We start from the raw sequence: 25,425 nt of genomic DNA on the forward strand, positions 1-25,425 counted from the left end.
AACAGATGCCAAATATTGCAGTAGTAGGTAGTATTTCAATGGACTTAGTGGCTGTTTCAAAAAAACGTCCGAAAGCAGGAGAAACAGTAATTGGCGAGGCATTTCATACAATCCCGGGAGGGAAAGGAGCCAACCAAGCAGTTGCTGCAGCTAGATTAGGCGCAAATGTAGCGATGGTTGGAGCGGTTGGAAACGATAATTATGGAACTGTAGTTAGGAGCAATTTAGAGAACGAACGTGTTTTTATCGACTATGTGGTACCGGTTACAGATATGGCGACAGGAATTGCTCATATCGTTTTAGCAGAAGAGGATAACAGTATTGTTGTCGTGCAAGGGGCAAATGCTCTTGTAAATGAGTCGGTTGTAGATCGTTCAAAAGATCTTCTTATAAAAGCAGATATGGTTGTTCTTCAACTAGAGATTCCACTTGAAACAGTAAAATATGTATTGGCTATTTGTGAGGAGCATAATATTCCAGTTATGTTAAATCCAGCGCCAGCACAAGTGTTATCAGAAGATATTTTAGAAAAGGCAACTTATATTACACCAAATGAACATGAGTGTCGCATCGTATTAGATGATTTCACATCACCAATTGAAGAGTTACTAGCTAAATATCCAAATAAACTATTGATGACAGAAGGTTCTAAAGGTGTTCGTTTCCATAATGGTACGGAGATTGTACATGTTCCTAGCATCGCTGTTGATGTAGTAGATACGACTGGAGCTGGTGATACATTCAATGGTGCATTAGCAGTGGCGCTTTCTGAAGGAGAAACACTTCAAAAAGCAATTCGTTTTGCGAATATTGCTGGTGGCCTTTCTGTAACGAAACTTGGGGCACAGGGCGGTATGCCAACGAGAGATAGAGTACGTGAAGTACAGGTGATTGTCGGATGAAAAAGCACGGTGTATTAAACAGTGAGATTGCATCAGTCCTTGCTTCACTTGGACATACAGATACGATTGTAATCGCAGACTGCGGGTTACCAATTCCTGACGGAGTAAAACGAATTGATTTAGCTGTTGAGATTGGAAAACCTAGCTTTTTAGACGTATTGCAAGTGGTAGCTGATGATATGGCAATTGAAAAAGTAACGTTAGCAGAAGAAGTCATTAATAATAATGCGGAAGTAAATAAAGAAATCGAGCTGAAATTAATAGAGCCAGCATTTGAATATGTATCGCATGAACAATTTAAAGAGCACACGAAGAAAGCGAAAGCAATTATTCGTACAGGAGAGGCTACTCCTTATGCCAATGTAATTTTACATGCAGGCGTGATTTTTTAATAAAAGGAAGTGATGGGAATGCGTATTGAAATGAAAAATATTTCAAAGGCGTTCAATGGCAATCCTGTTTTGAAGAATGCACAGTTTATGATTGAAACAGGGGAAGTCCATGCATTGATGGGGGAAAATGGAGCGGGCAAATCAACGCTCATGAAAATTTTAACAGGTGTATACAAAAAAGATGGTGGAACAATCACGATTGATGGACAAGAACGAACTTTTAAAAATGCGAAAGAAGCAGAAGAGTACGGTATTGCATTTATACATCAAGAATTGAACATATTATCGAATTTAACAGTAGCTGAAAATATGTTTCTCGGTAAAGAGTTAATGTATGGGAAGACAGGTATTTTGCGTACGCGTCAAATGAACGCGATTGCGCAGCAGCAACTAGCGGAGTTAGGGTTACATGTAAAAGGCGCTATGTTGGCAGGAGAGTTATCGGTTGGACAACAGCAAATTATCGAAATTGCGAAAGCGTTAATGACAAACGCGAGCGTTATTATTATGGATGAACCTACAGCTGCATTAACAGATCGTGAAATTGAAACGTTGTTTACTGTCATTAATAAATTACGTAAAGAAGGCGTTTCGTTCGTTTATATCTCACACCGAATGGAAGAAATTTTTTCAATATGTGATGCCATTACGATTTTACGTGATGGGGAATACGTAGGAAAGAGACTCATTCCGGAAACATCATTTGATGAAGTAGTGAGTATGATGGTGGGGCGCAGCATTGGTGAACGTTACCCAGAGCGAAATAGTCAAATTGGCGATGTCATTTTTGAGATGCGTAACGGAACGAAAAAAGGGAAGTTTGAAAATGTTTCGTTTCAAGTAAGAAAAGGTGAAATCCTTGGTGTTGCTGGCTTGATGGGAGCTGGCCGTACAGATATTATGAAAGCGATATTTGGATACGAACCTTTAGATTCTGGCCAAATTTTTATAAATGGACAAGAAGTAAAGATTGATAGTCCGATAGATGCGATTAGACAAAGAATAGCTTTTATTACAGAGGATAGAAAATCTGAAGGGTTAGTTTTAGATTTCTCAATTCGAGAAAATTTAGCTTTACCGAATTTAGAAAGTCTTTCAAAGGGAAGTGTCTTAAGTAACGAACTAGAACAACAGTTTACAGCGGATATGATGAAACTTCTTAATGTGAAAGCAGCTAGTGGAGAGCAAGCGGTGAAATCTCTTTCTGGTGGAAATCAGCAAAAGGTTGTTATTGCAAAATGGCTAGGTATCCACCCGCAGTTACTCATTTTAGATGAGCCAACACGAGGTGTAGATGTTGGAGCGAAAAAAGAAATTTACTCTATTATGAATAAGCTTACTGAGCAAGGCGATGCCGTTATTATGGTATCATCTGAGCTTCCAGAAGTTTTAGGAATGAGTGATCGTGTTCTTGTTATTCATGAAGGAAAAGTCGGCGGCATTTTAGAGAAAGATGAGGCATCACAAGAGTCTATTATGGCACTAGCTACAGGGGGAGAGTAAGGATGGCTAAGAAGGGGAATGTATTACAACAACTCGGTTCTTTAATCGGTTTAGTATTAATTATCGTCGTAATTACAGCTTTAAATCCGGCATTTATTGAGATTCCAAATTTATTTAATATACTGCGTCAAGTATCGATTAATGCGCTTATTGCATTCGGAATGACCTTTGTAATTTTAACAGGGGGTATTGACTTATCGGTAGGTTCTATTTTAGCATTATCAAGTGCACTTGTTGCTGGAATGATGGCAAGTGGCATGGACCCGTTCCTTGCGATGGCAGTTGGATTATTAGCTGGTCTTGTAATGGGAATTGTAAACGGTATCATCATAGCGAAGGGAAAAGTAGCTCCATTTATTGCAACTTTAGCAACAATGACTATTTTTCGTGGGTTGACGCTTGTTTATATGGACGGACGTCCGATCACTGGTCTTGGTGATCATTTAATGTTCCAAATGTTTGGCCGCGGTTATTTTCTAGGTATTCCGGTACCAGCTGTTACAATGATGATCGCTTTCGCAGTACTGTACTTCATTTTGAAGAAAACGACATTTGGTCGCCGTACATTTGCAATTGGTGGAAATGAAGAAGCAGCAGCACTATCAGGTATAAATGTTACGAGAATTAAAGTAATGATTTACGGTCTTTCCGGAATTTTGGCAGCGCTTGCAGGTATTGTCTTAACATCACGACTAGATTCTGCACAGCCAACTGCAGGTACTTCTTATGAATTAGATGCAATTGCAGCAGTTGTATTAGGTGGAACAAGTCTTTCTGGGGGAAGAGGATGGATTATTGGTACATTCATCGGTGTACTTATTATCGGTGTACTAAATAACGGTTTAAATTTATTAGGTGTATCTTCTTTCTTCCAACAAGTTGTAAAAGGACTTGTAATCTTACTAGCTGTATTAATTGATCGCCGAAAAGAAGCGTAATGGAGGGATAGTTCATGAAGAAATGGTTACTTATACTCGTTGCATGTATTATGGTCATTACTGCTGGTTGTTCAATGGAACCACCAGAATGGGCAAAGGATTCTAGCGATAAAGGTCGAAATAAAACTATTAAAGTTGGATTCTCTGTTTCAACTTTAAACAATCCATTTTTTGTGACTTTGAAAAAAGGAGCAGAAAAGCAAGCGAAAGCAAGCGGCATTGAATTGATTGCTGTTGATGCACAAAATGATGCAGCAAAGCAAACGAACGATGTTGAGGATTTAATTCAAAAAGGTGTCGATGTAGTTGTTATTAATCCGACCGATTCAGATGCTGTTGCTTCAGCAGTAAGTGCGGCAAATGCTGCAAATGTTCCTGTTATTACAGTAGACCGCGTTGCAAATTCGGGTAAGGTTGTTTCTCACATTGCATCTAATAATATCGAAGGTGGTCAAATGGCTAGTGATTACATTCGTGAATTAGTTGGCGGGGGAGCAAACGTTGCTGAGTTAGAAGGAATCCCTGGATCTTCTGCTGCTCGTGAGCGTGGGAAAGGATTCCATAACGTAGCTGATAAGTCTTTAAAAGTAGTTGCAAAACAAGCGGCTGATTTTGATAGAGCTAAAGGATTATCTGTTATGGAAAACATTTTACAAGCGAATGGTGATATTAAAGCCGTGTTTGCGCATAACGATGAAATGGCATTAGGGGCACTTGAAGCATTGAAGTCTTCTGGAAAAACAGATGTAGTCGTTGTTGGTTTTGATGCAACAGAAGATGCTGTAAAAGCGGTTAACGATGGGCGTATGGCTGCAACAGTTGCTCAAAAACCGGAATTAATCGGGGAGAAGGCGATGCAAACAGCAAAAGAGATAACACAAGGTAAAAAAGTGGACAAATCTATTCCGATTGAATTAGAGCTTATTAAGAAAAACAAATAAATATAAAATGAAAATCAGGAAGGAAGAATAACAAATGAAATTTTTTATTGATACAGCAAACATTAACGAAATTAAAGAGGCAAATGCATTAGGAGTATTAGCTGGAGTAACGACAAATCCATCACTTGTAGCAAAAGAAGGCGTAGATTTCCACGAGCGTATTCGTGAAATTTGCAACGTTGTAGAAGGACCTGTAAGTGCAGAAGTAATTAGCTTAGAAGCTGATAAAATGATCGAAGAAGGAAAAGAGTTAGCGAAAATTGCTCCAAACGTTGTTGTAAAAGTTCCAATGACAACAGAAGGTTTAAAAGCAGTAAAAGCATTCTCTGACTTAGGAATTCGTACAAACGTTACATTAGTATTCTCAGCAGTTCAAGCATTACTTGCAGCTCGTGCTGGTGCAACATACGTTTCACCATTCTTAGGTCGCTTAGACGATATCGGTCATAACGGTATGGACCTAATCCGTCAAATCGCAGAAATCTTTGCAATTCACGGTATTGAAACAGAAATCATTGCAGCATCTGTACGTCACAGTGTTCACGTAACAGAAGCAGCATTAAACGGTTCACATATTGCAACAATCCCAGCAAACGTAATTGCTTCATTAGTGAAGCACCCATTAACAGATCAAGGAATTGAGAAGTTCTTAGCTGATTGGGAAAAAACACAAGAGAAATAATAGAAAATCGAGAATCCTAGTTTAATTGACTAGGGTTCTTTTTTATTTAAAAGAATTTTCATGCAATTTTGCATATTGTCTTTTAAATTTGTTATATAAGCTATTTAATATATATCAAATCACTTTTTATTTTTCATATTTCGACATAAAAAGGTAGAGGTTCTGACCAGAAAACTGGAGGGGCATGATTCTATAACAGAAAGCTTAACGTTTATAGAATTATGCCTTTTTATATAGGGAGGGCAGAAAATAGGGATTTCGATTTAAATGCACTCATTTATCTGAATTTTAAGTTTTATAAAAGGAGAGAAATAGAATGAGAAGAAAAACGCCATTTAAAGTGTTGTCATCATTAGCAATTGCGGCAATTATCGGATGCACATCTGTAATGAGTACTCCGCTAGCATACGCAGAAACGCCAGCAAAAGAGAAAGAAAATGTATCTACAACACCAATTGATTACAATTTAATTCAAGAGGATCGTTTAGCGGAAGCGTTGAAAGAAAGAGGAACAATTAATCCAGCATCTTCTAAAGAAGAAACGAAAAAAGCTGTAGAAAAGTATATTGAAAAGAAACAAGGCGATCAGGCAAATAAAGAAATTCTTCCAGCGGATACTGCTAAAGAGGCATCTGATTTCGTGAAAAAAGTAAAAGAGAAGAAAATGGAAGAAAAGGAGAAAGTAAAGAAACCTGAAAAAAATGTTAGTCCTGAGCAAAAACCAGAACCAAATAAAAAACAATTGAATGGACAAGTCCCAACTTCTAAAGCAAAGCAAGCGCCATATAAAGGGTCAGTTCGAAATGATAAAGTATTAGTATTACTCGTTGAATTTAGTGATTATAAACATAATAATATTGATCAAACACCAGGGTATATGTATTCGAATGACTTTAGTAGAGAGCATTATCAAAAAATGTTATTTGGTAATGAACCGTACACATTATTTGATGGTTCAAAAGTAAAAACGTTTAAACAATATTATGAAGAGCAGTCTGGTGGAAGTTATACGACAGATGGATATGTAACGGAATGGCTAACTGTTCCAGGAAAAGCGTCTGACTACGGTGCTGATGGTAGTAGTGGTCACGATAATAAAGGACCAAAAGGCGCACGTGATTTAGTGAAAGAAGCTTTACATGCAGCTGCTGAGAAAGGGCTAGATTTATCTCAATTTGATCAATTTGATAGATATGATACAAATGGTGATGGAAATCAAAATGAACCTGATGGTGTAATTGATCATTTAATGGTAATCCATGCTGGCGTTGGTCAAGAAGCTGGTGGCGGTAAATTAGGTGATGATGCAATTTGGTCACATCGTTCAAAATTAGCAATAGATCCAGTAGCGGTTGAAGGTACAAAATCAAAGGTAGATTACTTTGGTGGAAAAGTAGCGGCGCATGATTATACAATTGAACCAGAAGATGGAGCAGTAGGTGTATTTGCGCATGAATTTGGACATGATCTTGGTTTACCAGATGAATATGACACGAAATATACTGGAACTGGTTCACCTGTCGAAGCGTGGTCATTAATGAGTGGAGGTAGTTGGACAGGGAAAATTGCAGGAACAGAGCCAACTAGTTTCTCACCACAAAATAAAGACTTCTTACAAAAGAATATGGGTGGCAACTGGGCAAAAATTTTAGAAGTAGATTACGATAAAATTAAGCGTGGAGTAGGAGTTCCTACATATATTGATCAAAGTGTTACAAAATCCAATCGTCCAGGCGTTGTACGTGTTAACTTACCAGGTAAAAGTGTTGAAACGATTAAACCGGAGTTTGGAAAGCATGCATATTATAGTACAAGAGGAGATGATATGCATACAACACTAGAGACACCATTCTTTGATTTAACAAAAGGAACAAATGCAAAATTCGATTATAAAGCAAATTATGAGTTAGAAGCAGAGTGCGATTTTGTCGAAGTGCATGCAGTAACAGAAGATGGAACGAAAACGTTAATTGATAGACTTGGAGAAAAAGTAGTCCAAGAAGATAAAGATACAACAGATGGAAAATGGATGGATAAATCATATGATTTAAGTCAATTTAAAGGGAAAAAAGTGAAACTGCAATTCGATTATATTACAGATCCGGCTGTAACATATAAAGGTTTCGCGATGGATAATGTAAATGTAACTGTTGATGGACAAGTTGTATTTTCTGATGATACAGAAGGACAGGCTAAAATGAATTTAAATGGTTTTGTTGTTTCTGATGGGACAGAAAAGAAAGCTCATTATTACTACTTAGAGTGGAGAAACTATGCGGGATCAGATAATGGATTAAAAGCAGGAAAAGGTCCAGTGTATAATACAGGTCTTGTCGTTTGGTATGCAGATGATAGCTTCAAAGATAACTGGGTTGGGGTGCATCCAGGTGAAGGATTCCTTGGTGTTGTGGATTCGCATCCAGAGGCATTTGTTGGGAATTTAAACGGAAGACCAACTTACGGTAATACAGGTATGCAAATTGCAGATGCTGCATTTTCATTTGATCAAACACCAGCATGGAGTGCAAATTCATTAACACGTGGACAGTTTAACTATTCTGGATTACAAGGTGTTACAACATTTGATGATTCAAAAGTATATAGTAACAAACAAATTGCAGATGCAGGAAGAAAAGTTCCAAACCTTGGACTTAAATTCCAAGTTGTTGGACAGGCAGAGGATAAATCGGCAGGCGCTGTTTGGATTAAACGTTAATAACATAAAAGCACATTCTTCATATGAAGAGTGTGCTTTTCAATTTGTACAGTAAGTTATTATTTTAGCTTATGTAATACAAGTGTCTGTCCATATGTAGTGTATCAAATTATGTGGGGAAAGGAAATATTTCCGAGGAAATTGTCGAAGTATCGTTGGTATTTATACACTTTTTTTGTAAAAGAAGAACTGCAGTATTGCCTTTACAGTTCAATTTATTTACATTGTTATTTGGTTAGACACAAAAGTAATATATTAGGAAAAAAAAGACAATGATGGAATTAACCCATCATTGTCTTTTTTACTTTGCTGTTTGCTTTACTTTTTATTTTGCTTCTTACATAAATCATTCCAGCGAATGTTAATAAGAATGCAGTTCCGATAACGAAGCTGACGCTAGGGGATGCCCCGATTGCACCAACTGTAAAGGATCCAGCAACAACTCCTAATGAGAAGAAAGCATAAAACAATCCGAATGCTTTTCCGCGCTTATCATCTGTCGTATTTTCAACAAGTAATGCATTTATCGATGGGAAAAGGATAGCGAATCCAATGCCATAAATCATCATAACGATAAAGAGCATACCTTTTGTTGCGAATAATCCGAGTAAAGATAACGCGAATGCCATTACTGCAATCCCAATTAGCATGAGTTTTGAACGATTAAATCGATCGTAAATACGGTTTGTTGGCAGCAAGAAGAAGAGGATAGCGGTAATGCCGAATACACTTAACATCATGCCTGTTGTAGATGCTTTAAGTGCTAATGCCTCAACTTTCACTGGTAGCATATAAGTGACAATTCCTTGTGAAAACATTAGCGTGAAGGCACCAATATATGCTTGCAATAACGGTTCTGATTTCAATAGTTCAATCATATCCTTTTTGTTCATCATTTGTGTTCTTGAAGTATCTTTTCTTGATACGTTATTTGGTAAGAAGAATAGAGATACGATTGTACCAAGGACCATTAAAATAGAAATGGTAATGAACACCAACTCTATACCAGCAGTTGCTTTCATAATTCCACTGAAAGCCGGTCCTACAATTGCCGCTGTTCCAACAGCAGCACCAGATAGGGCCATTGCCTTACCTTGTCTTGCTGAATTTGTTTGTTTTGATAAAAACGTAAAGGCAGCAGGAATTAAAAATCCGTCACTAAAGCCGTGCATAAAGCGCACAACTAATAGTTGTTCACCACTTTGAACAACGGTGTATAACAAGACTATGAAACTCGTAATTCCCATGCTTATATAAAGTATTTTTTTTGCACCAAATTTATCGACAGCAGCGCCAGCAATAATATTACCGATCATATTAGCGAATGAGTACATACCGACAACTAGCCCAATAATAAGAGGAGATCCTCCAAGACTTTGAGCGAACGTACTCATAATAGGTAATTGTGAAAATGTATCTAGAAACGCTACGATAACAATAAAGTAAATAAAATATTTCAAGCGATATTCACCTCTCCTATGCTATTATGGCATAATGCTAATTTCAACCGCAATGAAATTAGCATTAACAGATGTGGAAAAAAGTACAAAGTGACAAAATATTGAACGTTATTTGTTAAAATTTAGTGGGAATGAGATTGTTTTTTTGAAATATATGGATAGAAGTATTATAATAGATTTGTAAACTTCACCAGGTTAAGTATATACGTAGAGAGGGATGTATAAAATGAAAGCATTACTTTGGCATAATCAACGCGATGTACGAGTAGAAGAAGTACCAGAACCAACTGTAAGACCAGGAGCAGTTAAGATTAAAGTGAAATGGTGTGGTATCTGCGGAACAGACTTGCATGAATATTTAGCAGGACCTATTTTTATTCCAACAGAAGAGCACCCATTAACACACGTAAAAGCACCGGTTATTTTAGGTCATGAGTTTAGTGGTGAGGTAGTTGAAATCGGTGAAGGCGTTACTTCTCATAAAGTGGGAGATCGCGTCGTTGTAGAACCAATTTATTCTTGTGGTAAATGTGAAGCTTGTAAACATGGACATTACAATGTTTGTGAACAACTTGTTTTCCACGGTCTTGGCGGAGACGGCGGCGGTTTCTCTGAATATACAGTAGTACCAGAAGATATGGTCCACCATATTCCTGATGAAATGACGTATGAACAAGGTGCACTTGTAGAACCAGCAGCGGTAGCAGTTCATGCAGTACGTCAAAGTAAATTAAAAGAAGGGGAAGCTGTAGCAGTATTTGGTTGTGGTCCAATTGGACTTCTTGTCATTCAAGCAGCTAAAGCAGCAGGAGCAACTCCTGTTATTGCAGTAGAACTTTCTAAAGAACGTCAAGAGTTAGCAAAATTAGCAGGTGCGGATTATGTATTAAATCCAGCTACTCAAGATGTACTAGCAGAAATTCGTAACTTAACAAATGGTTTAGGTGTAAATGTGAGCTTTGAAGTAACAGGTGTCGAAGTAGTACTTCGTCAAGCGATTGAAAGTACAAGCTTTGAAGGACAAACTGTAATTGTTAGTGTGTGGGAAAAAGATGCGACAATTACGCCAAACAACCTTGTACTAAAAGAAAAAGAAGTTATCGGTATTCTTGGATACCGTCATATCTTCCCAGCTGTTATTAAATTAATTAGCTCTGGCCAAATTCAAGCAGAGAAATTAATTACGAAAAAAATCACAGTGGATCAAGTTGTTGAAGAAGGATTTGAAGCACTTGTAAAAGATAAAACACAAGTGAAAATTCTTGTTTCACCTAAATAATAGAGAATAGTAAAAAGTAGCTCTTTTCTAGAAATAGAAGAGGGCTACTTTTTTTCTATACAGAAAGGTGATAGACTTTCCTTTAACTACAGGTATTTTGTTTGGAAGGGGAAGTCTAATGCTTTCATTTATGTTGACATTGAAACGAATGCTAAAAGCTTGTTTACGAGCGTGGAAAGATAAAGAATTTCAAGTGTTATTCGTATTAACATTTTTAACATTAACATCTGGTACGATTTTTTATAGTACAGTTGAAGGATTACGTCCTCTTGACGCTTTATATTTTAGTGTGGTCACGTTGACGACTGTCGGTGATGGGAATTTTAGTCCGCAAACTGATTTCGGAAAGATATTTACAATCTTATACATATTTATTGGGATTGGATTAGTGTTTGGATTTATTCATAAGTTGGCAGTTAATGTACAACTACCAAGTATATTATCGAATAGAAAAAAAGAGTAAAGCATGTGGATGCTTTACTCTTTTTTTACATTAGTTTAGACAATCATTCGTAGTAGCTTAACAATACTTTACTACAATATAAGTGCATTCATTCATTATATTCACTATGTATAAAGTTATAATGATATGAACATTTGCATATTTTAATTTATTGATAGAAATTTCATGAAAGGTGGGATATTCTAGTCATAGGTTAACCGGACGATATCATAGGATCCTAACAAAAAGTTTACAATAATTCAATTATAAAATGGAGGATTTCAGATGAAAAAGAAAGTACTTGCTTTAGCAGCAGCTATTACATTAGTAGCGCCGTTACAAAGTGTTGCATTTGCTCATGAAAACGATGGGGGAAGTAAAATAAAAATAGTTCATCGCTGGTCTGCTGAAGATAAACATAAAGAAGGCGTAAACTCTCATTTATGGATTGTAAACCGTGCCATTGATATTATGTCTCGCAATACAACACTTGTAAAACAAGATCGAGTTGCACAATTAAATGAATGGCGTACGGAATTAGAAAATGGTATTTATGCTGCTGACTATGAAAATCCTTATTATGATAATAGCACATTTGCTTCACATTTCTATGATCCAGACAATGGAAAAACATATATTCCATTTGCAAAGCAGGCAAAAGAAACTGGCGCTAAATATTTTAAATTAGCTGGTGAATCATATAAAAATAAAGATATGAAACAAGCATTCTTCTATTTAGGATTATCTCTTCATTATTTAGGAGATGTAAACCAACCGATGCATGCGGCAAACTTTACAAATCTTTCGTACCCACAAGGATTCCATTCTAAATATGAAAACTTTGTAGATACGATAAAAGATAATTATAAAGTAACGGATGGAAATGGATATTGGAACTGGAAAGGTACAAATCCAGAAGAGTGGATTCACGGAGCGGCAGTAGCAGCGAAACAAGATTACGCTGGCATTGTAAATGATAATACGAAAGATTGGTTCGTAAAAGCAGCTGTATCACAAGAATATGCAGATAAATGGCGCGCTGAAGTTACACCAATGACAGGTAAGCGATTAATGGATGCACAACGTGTTACTGCCGGATACATTCAGCTTTGGTTTGATACGTACGGAGATCGTTAAGTATTAAAAAAAAGGTCAAATCTCACAATAGAGTATTTGGCCTTTTTACAACTAATACATGGAGGTATGAAGCGTGAAAGGAAAATTGCTAAAAGGTGTACTTAGCTTTGGGATTGGTTTAGGAGTTTTATACGGAGGATCTTCAGCTCAAGCAGAAACGTCTACAAATCAAAATAATACTTTGAAAGTGATGACACATAATGTGTACATGCTATCAACAAATTTATATCCGAACTGGGGACAAAGTGAGCGTGCTGATTTAATTGGGGCGGCAGATTATATAAAGAATCAAGACGTTGTTATATTAAATGAAGTGTTTGATAATAGCGCATCAGATCGTTTGTTAGGGAATTTGAAGAAAGAATATCCAAATCAAACAGCGGTATTAGGTCGTAGTAACGGAAATGAATGGGATAAAACGTTAGGTAGCTATTCATCTTCAACTCCTGAAGATGGGGGCGTTGCAATCGTGAGTAAATGGCCAATCGTTGAAAAGATTCAATATGTATTTGCAAAAGGATGCGGGCCAGATAATTTATCAAATAAAGGATTTGTATACACAAAAATTAAGAAGAATGATCGTTTCGTTCATGTAATCGGGACGCATTTGCAGGCTGAAGATAGTATGTGCGGAAAAACTTCACCTGCATCTGTACGTACAAATCAGTTAAAAGAAATTCAAGACTTTATTAAAAATAAGAATATACCAAATGACGAGTACGTCCTATTTGGTGGTGATATGAACGTGAATAAAATAAATGCAGAGAACAATAGTGACTCAGAGTACGCATCCATGTTCAAAACATTGCACGCTTCTATTCCATCTTATACGGGACATACAGCAACTTGGGATGCGACGACAAACAGTATAGCAAAATATAATTTCCCTGATAGCCCTGCCGAGTATTTAGATTATATTATTGCAAGTAAGGACCATGCGAATCCGTCATTTATAGAGAATAAAGTATTACAACCGAAATCTCCACAGTGGACTGTTACATCATGGCTTAAAAAATATACATATAATGATTACTCTGATCATTATCCAGTAGAGGCAACTATTTCTATGAAATAGTCCTAAAAAAGTTTCTTCTTAATAGGAAGAAACTTTTTTATTTTGTAGAGGAAATTTCAACTTTCTTTCCAATATGTATAAGACATATTGAAAAGAGGAGAGAAAAATGTGGATCGAGGAATTTTTAAAGAAGTTCCATTACCGTGTGCATTTTTGGATGAAGTAGCTTTAGATAAAAATATTCAATCGGTTATGGAATTAAGTGGAAACAAGAAGATTCGTATAGCGAGTAAATCGCTACGTTCTGTTCCGGTTATGCAAAAGATTTTAGCTACAAATGATCGATTTCAAGGTATTATGTGTTTTTCACCTAGAGAGGCTTTGTTTTTAATTGAACAAGGATTCAATGATTTATTGCTCGGATATCCTGCTTATGATAAAAGGGCTTTACATGAAATAAGTTTGCTAACAAAGCAAGGCCTCATTATAACTTGTATGGTGGATTGTGAAGACCATATTGTTTATTTAGAAAAAATTGCTGAGGAGTCTAAAGGGTGTTTTCGTGTTTGTTTGGATATTGATATGAGTAGTCGTTTTTTTCAATTTCATTTTGGGGTAAACAGATCACGGGTAAAAGATGTGCAAGGTGCTTTGAAAATAGTAAAAAGGGTAAAAGAATCATCATTTTTAATACTAGATGGTGTAATGGGATATGAAGCTCAAATTGCTGGGGTAGGAGATCACATACCGAATCAAAGAGTGAAAAGTAAAGTAATTTCGTATTTAAAGAAGAAGTCAGTGTTAGAAGTTAAAGAAAGAAGAGGACATATCGTAAAAGAAATACAAAATCTAGGTATTGAACTAAGGTTTGTAAATGGGGGAGGCACAGGAAGTATAAAAACAACTGAGCAAGATAATTCAATTTCAGAGATTACAATAGGTTCTGCTTTTTATGCCCCGAAGCTGTTCGATTATTATAAAGAGGTGCAATTTCATCCAGCTGTCGGATTTGCTTTACCAGTTGTGCGTAAACCAGCCCCGTTTATTTACACTTGTTTAGGTGGTGGATATATTGCCTCAGGTGCAATCGGGAAAGATAAAGAACCTGAGATTTGGAGACCAAATGGTGCCAAACTATTAGCTTTAGAAGGCGCTGGCGAAGTGCAAACACCGATTTTTTATAACGGTAAGGAACGAGTAGAGATAGGAGATTCTATCTTGTTTCGCCATAGTAAAGCTGGAGAGTTATGTGAGCGTTTTCCTTTTTTATATCGTGTGAAAGAAGGAGAGATTGTTGGGGAGTATTCAACATATCGGGGGGATGGCCAATGCTTTCTATAAAGGGACAAAAATGGAGAAATTGGACAGGGAATGTAGAAGGAACGCCGCATTATACGATGTATCCAGAAAGTATACAAGATGTAGTAGAAGTTGTAGGGCTTGCTCGAAAAAAAGGGAAGAAAATTCGTGTTGTCGGTTCAGGACACTCGTTTACACCTCTTGTGCAAACGGAAGAAATTTTAGTTTCTTTAGATGAATTGAAAGGTATTTTGGATATGGATGCAGAGAAGATGGTTGCCGAAGTATGGGCAGGAACAAAGCTACATGATTTAGGGAAGTTACTTGAAGAAAAAGGTTATGCACAAGAAAATTTAGGGGATATTGATTCGCAATCGATTGCAGGAGCGATTAGTACAGGGACTCATGGAACGGGTATTACCTTTGGAAGTTTATCAACACAAGTTATAGAGATTACCGCAGTTTTATCTACAGGCGAGAGTATAGTTTGTTCGGAAACTGAGAATGTGGAATATTGGAGAGCCTTTCAGTTGTCGCTAGGAATGTTAGGTATCATTGTAAAAATAAAATTGAAGGTTATTCCAGCCTATTCACTCGTTTATAAAAGTGAAAAACAGTCATTATCTACTGTAATGAACAAGCTAGAAGAATATAAGAAGAATCGCCATTTTGAATTTTTTGTTTTTCCTTATTCAGATGAAGTACAAGTGAAATTTACAAATGAAACAACGGGTAAAAAAAGTGACTTGAAATGGCATAAACTAAAGGTAGAGTTGCTTGAAAATAAGATGTTCTCTTTGTTATCTAAAGGATGTAAATGGTTTCCTTCTATAAGTAAAGGTGTAAGTCGATTATCGGCTAAAGCTGTACCGAATACAAAAATAATTGGTCCGAGTTATGAAGTATTTGCTACATCGCGTGCGGTTCCATTTTATGAAATGGAGTATAGTGTTCCTTCAAAGTATATGCGGGCTGTTGTAGAAGATATTTCAAACCTTATTGAAAAGAAAAAGTATAAAGTGCACTTCCCAATTGAATGCCGTTATGTGAAAAGGGATGATATATGGCTCAGTCCAGCGTACGGAAGGGATTCAGCGTATATTGCCGTTCATATGTATAAAGGTATGAAGTATGCTGCTTATTTTGGTGAGGTGGAGAAAATTTTTCTAAAGTATGAAGGGCGCCCGCATTGGGGGAAAATGCATACGTTAACGTACGGAAAATTACAAAATATATATCCAGAAATGCATTCGTTTCTAAAGGCGAGAAAGTTACTAGATGAAGCAGAAATGTTTTCAAACCCTTACACAGAAAAATTATTTACGATTATGAAAAAAAGCTGACAAAGTATTACTTGTCAGCTTTTTTTAGTATAATCGCATTTCTTGTTTGACTAATGCGCTCGTAAAATAGTAACTTATCACGACTAAATACATGTAATAAAACATGAATAATAAATAGACCGTTAATTACAAATTGGAATAATAGTATAACCAGTAATACTAAAGGCTCTGTATGATTTAAGATAGAGCTACTCGAAAGAATATAATTGATTCCGCCTAAAATGAAATAGAATATCCCGTAACGAATGAATAATTCTTTTAGTGTAATACGCTCAGCTTGTCCTTTAATGTAAATCCGAAGCAACGCTTTTCCTATTGTTCTTCCATTCGTAAAGTATGGAATGATAATAAAGTAAATTAAGATTGAACATGTAATGAAAAGGAGTTCGTATACATTTGTATAAGATTGGATGTTAGCGATAAATAGTGAATTTCCTTTATTTTTAATGAAAGGTACAACGATAGATAAGAAAATCCAATCAATTTGCATAGCGATGAGACGACGAATGAATCCGACTGGTTTCGTTTCTAAATCAATATGAATATCTAATTCGCTTGTTTTCGGAAGGAAGTACGTAAAGATTGGTGCAATGATAAAACCAATTACGCCGCCTAGCGTGTTTAAAAACAGATCGTCAATATCAAATAAGCGGTATGCACAATTATAAATACCATATAATCCAGTTACTTGTGTTAATTCAAAGAATAGTGAAAGACAAAAAGAAATACACACTGTTTGTAAGAAGCTACGTCGGAAATAATAACGTAAGTACATACCGAACGGAACGGTTAGTAAAACGTTAAAAGCGACTTGTAAAAACGCAGATTCCTTTAATAAATAGAAGTACGTAGCTGGCTTCGTTAAAATCGCCGAGGTATGATTACTAATCTCTTGTATGAAATAAAATGGCGAGAGTTGCAAATGTTGCGTATTAGCCGGTTGTAGGCTACAAGTATCATACGTTTGTGGTAATGGCAAAATCACAAGAAAATAGGCATTTAATAAGTAAAGTAATAATGAATATAAAATAAATGAACGCCATTTATTTAAATAACCGTATTTACGATAATTAAATATTAAAAAAGGGATTAATAGAAACATTGCTAAAATAGGAAATAAAATAAATGCTGTTTTTATTGGAAATAAATATGCAGTCAAAATGAAGCTCCTTTCAATGAAAATTCGTTTATCATTATAACGTTAAAAGAACCTGAAAACAAAATTAAAATATTTCGAAATGGAAAAAATTTCAAATTTAAACGGGATTAAGTTATAATAAATTTAATATAAGGATATAGTGATTATTATAAGTTGAGTGAGGGTACAAGATATGCGATATGAGCTTTTTTCTGTAAGTGGGGATCATATTACAACTTTTGAAAGTGCATGGCGTTTTCAGGAGGGAGAACAGATTTTTGTTCATGATGATCAAACAAAACGAAATTTTATTATTATCCGCCTAACGCATGATGTATTTCAACAAAATAAACATGTTATTCGTTTGTATTGTCAAGAAAAGAAAGTATACGCATAAAAGGGACCCCTCTTACTGTACAGAAAAGTAAGAGGGGCTTTATCATTATAAAGATATAAAAAAGCGAGTCATCCTAGTTTAATAGAATGACTCGTTTTTCGCTTTGTAAGTTTCACTTTATAAGAAAATAAGAGTAAGTACACCTACGATAATACAATAGAAAGAGAAATATTTTAAATTTCCTTTTGCCATAATGTTCATAAACCATTTTAATGAAATGTACGTCATGATAAATGTTGCGATAAACGCAACGATATATGGCACGAATAATGTGTCTAGGTTTGGATCTTTTGCAATGTCTGTAATACTTAGTAATAAACCACCTAAGCTAACAGGGATATATAGTAAGAATGAGAAACGAAGAGCTGTTTCTTGCTTCATACCAAGTAACATCGCTGCGACGATTGTTGCACCTGATCGGCTTATTCCAGGAATTAATGCGCAAGCTTGTGCTAATCCGACAATAATTGCATCTTTCATAGAAAGATCGCCATCATTTTTACGTCCACGTAAGTTTCTAATAATCCAAAGGCCGACAGCAGTAATAAGAAGGGAAATCCCAACCATTTTCACACCTTTTAAGTACTGGTCGATGTAATCTTTAAATAAAACACCGATAACACCTGCTGGAATGGTCGCAATAACAAGGTAAATTATAAAGAAGAAATCTGATTTTGCGTCCTCTGCTCTTGTAAAGATATAAGATAGACCATTCTTCGTTAGACGAATTAAATCATTTCTATAAATAAGTAATACAGCTAATAATGAAGCTGAATTAACAAGTAGTTCGAAGCTGAACCCTTCTATTTTTAGTCCTAGCAAATGTTGTGCTAAAACGAGGTGACCACTTGAAGAAATCGGAATTGGTTCTGTTAGCCCTTGGAACAGACCGAGAATTAAATATTTTAAAATGTAGTGAAATTGTTCCATAATAACCTCCTTGTTTATTAGTCGAAAGAAACAACTTGTCCATTATAACAAAGATACGGATGAATATTGAGAAGAAATAAATATTCGAAATATAATAAAAATCCCTTATAAAAGTATAAGGGATTTTTATTATTAATGAGAAACTACTGTTTCTTCAAGACTTTTCGTTAATTGAACATCGACTTTCTCAGCATCATGAATGTGATTCATAATAGTAGTATTTAACTTTTGGAACATTTGTTGTGTATTAGCGAATTCACGTAATATATCATCATTACAAGATTTTTGGTTTTCGATAGCTTTAATAACATTGGTAGCACCGTTTTGTAACGTTTGAATCATAATTAAAATATTTTCGATTCTAGCGTTTGTATCGGCACTCATTTCTACACCTTCATCGACTAAATGTAAATTATCTTTTGTGTTATCGTATGCTTTTTCAATTTCTTCTTGAATTTTTTTCGTTAAGTTGCCTATGTTTTTTGTACTTTCCGCTGTACTTTCTGCTAGTTTTCTTACTTCATTAGCAACGACAGCGAATCCTTTACCGTGCTCTCCAGCACGCGCAGCTTCAATACTCGCATTTAAAGCAAGTAAATTTGTTTGTGCTGCAATGTTTTGAATGACTTCTACAATTTGCTCGATTTCTTTTGAACGTTCACTTAAATGATTCATACTGTTAGACGTACGCTGAGATTGTTCACCTAATTTGTTAATTACAATAAGTAAACGGTGAACAGATTCTTTACCTTCATTAGAACAGTCAATAATTTCTTCAATAGATTGAATTAAGCTTTGTTCTTTTTGTAACATTTCGTTATTCAATTCATTGGAATGTGTCGTGCGCGTTGAAACATTTTCGAAACATAAGTTTAATTGTTGAACTAAATTTTGAAGTGTATGGTGCTGGCTATTTACAAGTTTATGTTCTTGAACAACGCTTTGTACACGATCGTGGATAGAAGAAATAGTCTCTTGTTGTTCGATATCCTTTTGTTTTAATTCTGCTTCTAGTTCTTGTATACGACTTTCTAATTGATCAATTTTATGTTGGAGTGATTTCTTTTGAGTAAACATATATTTATTTCAACCGCCTTTAGAAGTTATATTTTCTCTATATTTGGATTTTAGCATCTTTTATAATTTTTAAATATAGGAATTGTTAAATATTTAAGAATCTATTACATTTTATGCATAATTCCCTTTTTTTCGTCATGAAAAATAAACTGTATTTAATGGTATTGTAAACAAACTGTAAAATAAATCATGTATAACTGTATAAGAAGGGAGTCGGATTATGAACTATTTTAAGCGAATCAGTAGTCTAGTATTAGCAGGAATTATAGTTCTTTCTAGTACAGTCGCTGTTAAAGCAGAGTCAAACGACGAGAAACTTAACAACATGCAACAGCAATTGCAGCAAAACGATGCAGAAATGCAAAAGAAAGAGCAAGAGAAGCAAGCTGTTAATAAAGAAATTAAAGGTATCGAAAACGAACTACATAATTTAAATAATACAATTGCAAAAAATAAAGAGGATCAAGCTGCTATTCAACGTAAAATCGATGAAACACATAAGCAGATTGAGCAAAAAAAGAATGAAATTGTCGTTTTAGAGGATAAAGTCCTTGCTCGTAAGGATATTATGAGAAAACGTATGGTTTCTGTTCAAAACAGTTCAAATACGAGTTTAGTAGTAGAAGTTGTAGTAGAGTCAAAAAACTTTGCAGATTTCTTACAACGTATGAACGCAGTTTCTACTATTCTAGAAGCTGATAAAGAAATTTTACGTCTACAAGAACAAGATCTTCGTCAAATTGAAGAAGATAAGAAAACAATTGATGAAAAAGAAGCATCTTTAGTAGTAGACAAACAAAAATTAGCAAAAGCACAAGCTGAGTTGCAAGATAACTTGAAAAAACGTCAAGCTAACTTACAAACAGTTCAAGATAAATATAATCAGGTTGCAAGCCAACTTAATTTAGCAGCAGAAGAGAAAGCTAAAATTGAGTCAAATATGAAGGCAGTGCAAGAAACAATTGCTCGTGAGCAAGAAGCAGCAAGAATTGCAGCAGAAGAGCGTGCGAAAGCAGAAGCAGCTGCAAAGGCTGAGCAAGAAGCTTTAGCTAAGGCACAGGCGGAAGTTGCTGAAAAGAAAAAGCAAGAACAAGCTAGTAAACCAGCTAGTAAACCAGCCGAACCTGTTGCTAATAATAATTCGAAGGTAGAACCTGCACAACCTTCTAAGCCAACTGCTGGTGGAAAAGAACTTTATGTACATGCAACAGCGTATACAGCAGACCCAGCTGAAAATGGTTATGCAGCAGGTCAACAAGTATATTCTGCATGGGGAGGCTATAATTTAACTGCAAACCCAGGAATGAAATTAATTGCGGTGGATCCATCTGTTATTCCATTAGGATCTACTGTAAATGTTGAAGGCTATGGAATTGCAATTGCAGCAGATACTGGTGGCGCGATTAAAGGTCACAAAATCGATGTTTTAATGCCGGATAAAGCTTCGTCTAGTAATTGGGGCAGAAAAAATGTTAAAGTTACAATTTTAAACTAAAACGTAATCCAACTTTACAAAACGTAAAGTTGGATTTTTTGTGAAAATAATGTTAAGTTGAGTTTACATTTTGTTAAGGAAAGCATACAATTAAATTGAGAGGTGGTAAATTTGTCCATTTTAAATAGAGTGAAGGAATTAAGAGCTCGATTTAATTTTTCGCAAAGTGTATTAGCAGAAAAGGTTGGAGTGACGAGACAAACAATTGCTGCAATTGAAAAAGGTGATTATGTTCCTTCATTGTTATTAGCACTTACGATTTGTGATGTATTCGAGTTAAAGATGGAAGATGTGTTTGTTTTAAATAAGGAGGGGAAAGAGGATGAGTAGGATTGTTTTTTCTTATATCGTAAACGTGCTTTATACGGCTTTAGCATGCTGGACATTTGTTGAATTTTATAGTGTTATTACAGAGTTAGCAGATATAATTAAAAATGAGAAATTCCCTTTTGAAATATGGTTTAATGGAGTACCATTCATTTTATTATTTATTGGAGCTATTATAGTTACAATTTTTTATAGAATTCAAAAGAAAAAATACAAGAATTTATCTTTTTGGATGTATCCATTATTGTTTCCACTAGAAGATGAACGTGAAAAAGCGATTACAGATAAAGCTTGTCGAACAACATTTGTATCGTTATGGTTTGTGTTACCTTGTGCAGTTGGATTTTTAACTTTTTCGCCTATTATTAATGAATATCTTCCTGGATACCCATTGTATATTATATTTTCTATTTTCTTTATTCAAATGACAGTATTCCACGTATCACTATACAGAAATAAATTAGCTTAAAAAGAAACCTTCTTGCATCGGCAAGAAGGTTTCTTTTTAGCTTATACTTGTACATATAGCAATATTATCTTATCATTTTATATAGAGTAAGATTTTGTAAGGGAAAGGAATTGTATATGAATAAGCAAAGAATTTATAGTATAGTAGCAATCCTTCTATTTGTTGTAGGTGGTGTGTTAATCGGAAAGCCATTTTATGATGGATATCAGGCTGAAAAGAAACAGACTGAAAATGTGCAGGCTGTTCAAAAGATGGATTATGAAAAACATGAGACGGAATTTGTAGATGCTTCGAAAATTGATCAACCAGACTTGGCGGAAGTAGCGAGTGCATCATTAGATAAGAAACAAGTAATTGGTCGTATTTCGATCCCGAGTGTTTCATTAGAACTTCCTGTTTTAAAATCTTCTACTGAGAAAAACCTATTATCAGGTACAGCAACAGTAAAAGAAAATCAAGTAATGGGAAAAGGGAACTATGCATTAGCAGGACATAACATGTCTAAAAAAGGTGTTTTATTTAGTGATGTAGCCTCTTTAAAAAAAGGCGACAAAATTTATTTGTATGATAATGAAAATGAATATGAATATGCGGTTACTGGTGTATCTGAAGTAACTCCTGATAAGTGGGAAGTTGTAGAGGATCATGGGAAAGATGAGATAACGCTTATTACATGTGTATCTGTGAAAGATAATTCTAAACGTTACGTTGTTGCTGGTGATTTAGTAGGAACGAAGGCGAAGAAGTAAAAAAGAAGGTCAACTCTTTAAAGAGTTGACCTTCTTTTTTACTAATGTTGAGAAATAATAGAATATTTTAGTTAGTATTTAAGTATTTTTCTATTTATGTATAATAAAGTTAGAATTCAAGATTCTGGGAGGAACAAGAGTGAAACAACAGGTGAAGAAACTTCTTTTAACAACAAGTGTAGCGTTATTGGTAGCTCCAATTTCAGCCTATGCGCATCCAGGGCGTACAGATGCTAATGGGGGACATACGTGTCGGACAAATTGTGAAAAATGGGGATTACAGTACGGGGAATATCATTATCACAATAAGCCAGCTTCTAGTAGTGGTGCAACGAGTCCAGCTCCTAGCCCAAATAATAATGGTGCTGTAGAAGCTGAAAAACAAGTAGAAGCGCAGCGCAATGCTGAGGCTGAAAAACAACGTACCGCAGAGGCGCAGCGTAAAGCTGAAGAAGAGAGACAACGTGTAGCGGAGGAACAAAGAAAAGCTGAGGAAGAGAGACAACGTGTAGCTGAAGAGCAAAGAAAAGCAGAAGAGGTACGTAAGCGAGAGGAAGCACAGCGTCAAGCTGATATGGAAAAAGGGCAGCTTGAGGGACAAAAAAGTGGAGAGACTGATTTTAAAGCAGGGAAAAATGATGCGGAATCACATTTAGCTGGAAAATCAGATACATATAAAGAAGCATTCAAAACTGTATATGCTGCATCTTGGTCTTTAGAAGAGCAGAAGAAAACGCATTTTGAAAAAGGAAAAGAGCAAGGTTTAGCACAAGAGACGATGGAAGATAGTCAAATTGCTCCGGAGTTTAAGCCGAACTTTGCAGAAGGTTTCCAAGTAGGGAATAAAGAAAGAACAGAAAAAATTGAAAAAGAGCAAGCTGAACTAGGGGAAAAGGCAGGTAAGGAACTAGCCGGAAAGAACCCTGGAAATAGAGAGAAAGATGTGTACGTGAAGGCGTATGAAACAGCTTATGAAAAGGGCTATAAGTCTACAAAAAAAGCAGTAGAAAAGGCTGGCTATAAGTATGCATTTGAAAACTATGATTTGAAAGTTCCTGCTAAGTATGAAAAAAATGAATCGTTAAAGAAATGGTTTATTGAAGGATTTAAATCAAATAAAAAAGCAGCAGAAATTAGAGAAGAAGGATATAAAAAAGGAGACAGTTGGCTTGCATTCTTCTATAAGAATTTTGTGCCAAGTGAATATAAAGAACATAAAGAGCTGTACGAACAAGCGATAGAAAAAGGTAAGAATGCATAAAAAAGATGAGGGGAATCCCTCATCTTTTTTTAATCCATCCATTTCACTAATCTCTTAGAAATTAGTAATAAAACACAACCTAATACAATTGCTACAGCTCCGATTACTGTAAATACTTCAGCATATCCAAGTGAAGTTGTGAAGCTTGCAAGTTGTCCGCCTAAAATGTTAGCAATTCCTGAGCTTGCTAACCATACTCCCATTAATAAAGAAGCAAGTTTTACTGGGGCAAGTGCACTAACCATTGATAGTCCAACAGGTGATAAGAATAGCTCACCTAACGTATGGAAAAGATACGTAAAGACGATAAATAGTAAGTTTGCTTTTTCTGTAATGTTATGTTCATCACTACCTGTTTTTAATGTAGCGATAACGAGAATGATATAACCGATACCAAGCAAGATCATACCAAGTCCCATTTTAGTTGGGATTTTTAAATCCCCGCGCTTGCGAGTTGCAAGTTTTGCCCATAATGCTGAAATGACTGGAGCAAGTAAAATAATAAATAATGGATTGACCGATTGGAACCAAGATGTTGGAACTTCCCATCCGAACACAGAGCGGTCTACAAATTTGTTTGTATATAATGTTAATGAGCTACCAGCTTGTTCAAAGCCAGCCCAGAAGAAGACAACGAAGCATGTTAAAATGACGATAACTGCGGTACGTTGTTTTTCTTTTTTTGTTAACGGTGTATCTCCTACTGATGGTTGTCCATCTGTTGTTTGCAAATCACGAGTTGGTTTTTTACCGATATCACCAAGGAAGCGATTTGATAATGTTGTAAATAAAATTTGTCCAATGATCATTCCAATTGAAGCGGCTAAGAAACCGTAACGGAATCCGTAATGTACAACGCCATCAACTGTTGTTTTGAATAAATTTTCTGATAAAAATCCACAAACGAGTGGAGCTAAAAATGATCCGACGTTAATACCCATATAGAAAATGGTAAATGCACTATCACGTTTTGGATCGTTCTCTTCGTATAATTCCCCAACCAGTGTAGAGATGTTCGGTTTGAAGAATCCGTTACCGATAATAATAAGCGCTAATCCGAGGTATAGGCCGGCTTGGTTTTGCATGGCAAATAGTGTAAGGTTACCAATTGCCATTGTTATACCACCAATTGTGATCGCTTTTCGTCTACCTAGGAACCGGTCTGTTAAGTATCCACCAATCATTGGTGTGAAATAACAGGCTCCAGTGTAAAATCCGTAAATGGATAGTGCCCACGCAGGACTAAACCCAAGACCACCGCTTACTAAAGCTGTCGTTAAATATAATGTTAATAATCCTCGTAATCCATAGTAACTAAATCTTTCCCACATTTCTGTAAAGAAGAGTAAGTATAAACCTGGAGGATGTTTCTTTTTTCTTTGTTGTTCTCTTTCTAGTTGTATCGCTGATTCCATGTTATTTTCCTCCTGACACAAACAAAAACAAAGTTAATAATTTTGTACATTTAATATTTTACCTTATTAACTATTATAAGTCAATAAAGGTTGATTTTTCAGAAGAAATTGGAAAAGA

Annotated in this window: 24 protein-coding genes; 19 read left to right on the plus strand and 5 right to left on the minus strand. The window is 35.6% G+C overall.

Translation table 11 applies throughout. From position 1 onward, the window contains the following. Positions 1–5 precede the first annotated feature (5 nt). The 7 genes from rbsK to inhA2 all read left to right on the plus strand — a co-directional run bounded on the left by rbsK (position 6) and on the right by inhA2 (position 8,074). A complete protein-coding gene (rbsK, locus tag ACU8YW_RS03470; protein WP_330938331.1) occupies positions 6–902 on the plus strand; it encodes a ribokinase in 897 nt (298 codons plus the stop codon). Beyond that, positions 899–1,294 carry a D-ribose pyranase gene (gene rbsD, locus ACU8YW_RS03475; protein WP_000716160.1) on the plus strand — a complete coding sequence of 132 codons (396 nt, stop codon included), beginning with the start codon at positions 899–901 and terminating at the stop codon, positions 1,292–1,294. Before rbsK ends, rbsD begins: the two co-directional genes overlap by 4 nt. An 18-nt stretch (positions 1,295–1,312) precedes the next feature. Next, entirely contained in the window at positions 1,313–2,797 is a 1,485-nt protein-coding gene (gene rbsA, locus ACU8YW_RS03480) for a ribose ABC transporter ATP-binding protein RbsA (RefSeq protein ID WP_046953796.1), read from the plus strand. 2 nt (positions 2,798–2,799) lie between these two features. Then, entirely contained in the window at positions 2,800–3,735 is a 936-nt protein-coding gene (locus ACU8YW_RS03485; RefSeq protein ID WP_088061893.1) for an ABC transporter permease subunit, read from the plus strand. Positions 3,736–3,749: 14 nt separating this feature from the next. Further along, complete coding sequence (rbsB, locus tag ACU8YW_RS03490; RefSeq protein WP_088061895.1) at positions 3,750–4,676, plus strand: ribose ABC transporter substrate-binding protein RbsB; 927 nt, start codon at positions 3,750–3,752, stop codon at positions 4,674–4,676. Between the two features lie 34 nt (positions 4,677–4,710). Then, on the plus strand, positions 4,711–5,358 hold the full coding sequence (fsa, locus tag ACU8YW_RS03495) for a fructose-6-phosphate aldolase (protein WP_000667662.1): 648 nt from the start codon (positions 4,711–4,713) through the stop codon (positions 5,356–5,358). A gap of 316 nt (positions 5,359–5,674) precedes the next feature. Next, entirely contained in the window at positions 5,675–8,074 is a 2,400-nt protein-coding gene (inhA2, locus tag ACU8YW_RS03500) for a M6 family metalloprotease immune inhibitor InhA2 (RefSeq protein WP_097890008.1), read from the plus strand. Positions 8,075–8,355: 281 nt separating this feature from the next. Here inhA2 and ACU8YW_RS03505 read toward each other — a convergent pair whose 3' ends face one another. Then, positions 8,356–9,534 carry an MFS transporter gene (locus ACU8YW_RS03505; protein ID WP_330938332.1) on the minus strand — a complete coding sequence of 393 codons (1,179 nt, stop codon included), beginning with the start codon at positions 9,532–9,534 and terminating at the stop codon, positions 8,356–8,358. A 226-nt stretch (positions 9,535–9,760) separates the two neighbouring features. Here ACU8YW_RS03505 and bdhA point away from each other — a divergent pair, with 226 nt between their 5' ends. From bdhA to ACU8YW_RS03535, 6 genes are all read left to right on the plus strand, one after another. Beyond that, positions 9,761–10,813, plus strand: coding sequence for a (R,R)-butanediol dehydrogenase (gene bdhA / locus ACU8YW_RS03510; RefSeq protein WP_000645832.1), 1,053 nt, complete (start codon positions 9,761–9,763; stop codon positions 10,811–10,813). Between the two features lie 118 nt (positions 10,814–10,931). After that, positions 10,932–11,276: a potassium channel family protein gene (locus ACU8YW_RS03515; RefSeq protein ID WP_000948236.1), complete on the plus strand. Its 345-nt coding sequence runs from the start codon at positions 10,932–10,934 to the stop codon at positions 11,274–11,276. Between the two features lie 264 nt (positions 11,277–11,540). After that, the gene (gene cerA, locus ACU8YW_RS03520) at positions 11,541–12,392 is read left to right on the plus strand and encodes a phospholipase CerA (RefSeq protein WP_000731008.1); all 852 of its coding nucleotides are present in this window, start codon (positions 11,541–11,543) and stop codon (positions 12,390–12,392) included. A gap of 73 nt (positions 12,393–12,465) precedes the next feature. After that, complete coding sequence (gene sph / locus ACU8YW_RS03525; protein ID WP_000676775.1) at positions 12,466–13,467, plus strand: sphingomyelinase C; 1,002 nt, start codon at positions 12,466–12,468, stop codon at positions 13,465–13,467. 108 nt (positions 13,468–13,575) lie between these two features. Continuing rightward, positions 13,576–14,748: an amino acid deaminase/aldolase gene (locus ACU8YW_RS03530; RefSeq protein ID WP_330938333.1), complete on the plus strand. Its 1,173-nt coding sequence runs from the start codon at positions 13,576–13,578 to the stop codon at positions 14,746–14,748. Further along, positions 14,736–16,049 carry a D-arabinono-1,4-lactone oxidase gene (locus ACU8YW_RS03535; RefSeq protein ID WP_426934365.1) on the plus strand — a complete coding sequence of 438 codons (1,314 nt, stop codon included), beginning with the start codon at positions 14,736–14,738 and terminating at the stop codon, positions 16,047–16,049. The genes ACU8YW_RS03530 and ACU8YW_RS03535 overlap by 13 nt, the downstream gene beginning before the upstream one ends. 7 nt (positions 16,050–16,056) lie before the next feature. Here the strand turns inward: ACU8YW_RS03535 and ACU8YW_RS03540 are convergent, their stop codons facing one another. After that, entirely contained in the window at positions 16,057–17,208 is a 1,152-nt protein-coding gene (locus ACU8YW_RS03540; RefSeq protein ID WP_087983313.1) for a VanZ family protein, read from the minus strand. 172 nt (positions 17,209–17,380) lie between these two features. Here ACU8YW_RS03540 and ACU8YW_RS03545 point away from each other — a divergent pair, with 172 nt between their 5' ends. Continuing rightward, positions 17,381–17,584, plus strand: coding sequence for a hypothetical protein (locus tag ACU8YW_RS03545; protein WP_001268332.1), 204 nt, complete (start codon positions 17,381–17,383; stop codon positions 17,582–17,584). Between the two features lie 117 nt (positions 17,585–17,701). Here ACU8YW_RS03545 and ACU8YW_RS03550 read toward each other — a convergent pair whose 3' ends face one another. Next, positions 17,702–18,514, minus strand: coding sequence for an undecaprenyl-diphosphate phosphatase (locus ACU8YW_RS03550; RefSeq protein WP_044791332.1), 813 nt, complete (start codon positions 18,512–18,514; stop codon positions 17,702–17,704). A gap of 132 nt (positions 18,515–18,646) precedes the next feature. Next, positions 18,647–19,591: a methyl-accepting chemotaxis protein gene (locus tag ACU8YW_RS03555; protein WP_087983311.1), complete on the minus strand. Its 945-nt coding sequence runs from the start codon at positions 19,589–19,591 to the stop codon at positions 18,647–18,649. A gap of 220 nt (positions 19,592–19,811) precedes the next feature. Between ACU8YW_RS03555 and ACU8YW_RS03560 the strand changes: the two genes are divergently transcribed. The 5 genes from ACU8YW_RS03560 to ACU8YW_RS03580 all read left to right on the plus strand — a co-directional run bounded on the left by ACU8YW_RS03560 (position 19,812) and on the right by ACU8YW_RS03580 (position 23,892). After that, complete coding sequence (locus tag ACU8YW_RS03560; RefSeq protein ID WP_087983309.1) at positions 19,812–21,086, plus strand: 3D domain-containing protein; 1,275 nt, start codon at positions 19,812–19,814, stop codon at positions 21,084–21,086. A gap of 111 nt (positions 21,087–21,197) precedes the next feature. Then, positions 21,198–21,416 carry a helix-turn-helix transcriptional regulator gene (locus ACU8YW_RS03565; RefSeq protein WP_048527833.1) on the plus strand — a complete coding sequence of 73 codons (219 nt, stop codon included), beginning with the start codon at positions 21,198–21,200 and terminating at the stop codon, positions 21,414–21,416. Beyond that, positions 21,409–21,882: a DUF2178 domain-containing protein gene (locus ACU8YW_RS03570; RefSeq protein WP_087983307.1), complete on the plus strand. Its 474-nt coding sequence runs from the start codon at positions 21,409–21,411 to the stop codon at positions 21,880–21,882. Before ACU8YW_RS03565 ends, ACU8YW_RS03570 begins: the two co-directional genes overlap by 8 nt. Before the next feature lie 116 nt (positions 21,883–21,998). Beyond that, positions 21,999–22,631 (plus strand): class A sortase, encoded by a 633-nt coding sequence (locus tag ACU8YW_RS03575; protein ID WP_060486973.1) that lies wholly within the window; start codon positions 21,999–22,001, stop codon positions 22,629–22,631. Positions 22,632–22,770: 139 nt separating this feature from the next. Further along, complete coding sequence (locus tag ACU8YW_RS03580) at positions 22,771–23,892, plus strand: YHYH domain-containing protein (protein WP_330938334.1); 1,122 nt, start codon at positions 22,771–22,773, stop codon at positions 23,890–23,892. Positions 23,893–23,921: 29 nt separating this feature from the next. Here the strand turns inward: ACU8YW_RS03580 and ACU8YW_RS03585 are convergent, their stop codons facing one another. Continuing rightward, on the minus strand, positions 23,922–25,307 hold the full coding sequence (locus ACU8YW_RS03585; protein WP_088061913.1) for a peptide MFS transporter: 1,386 nt from the start codon (positions 25,305–25,307) through the stop codon (positions 23,922–23,924). Positions 25,308–25,425: the final 118 nt, after the last annotated feature.

The organism is Bacillus pretiosus (assembly GCF_052947655.1).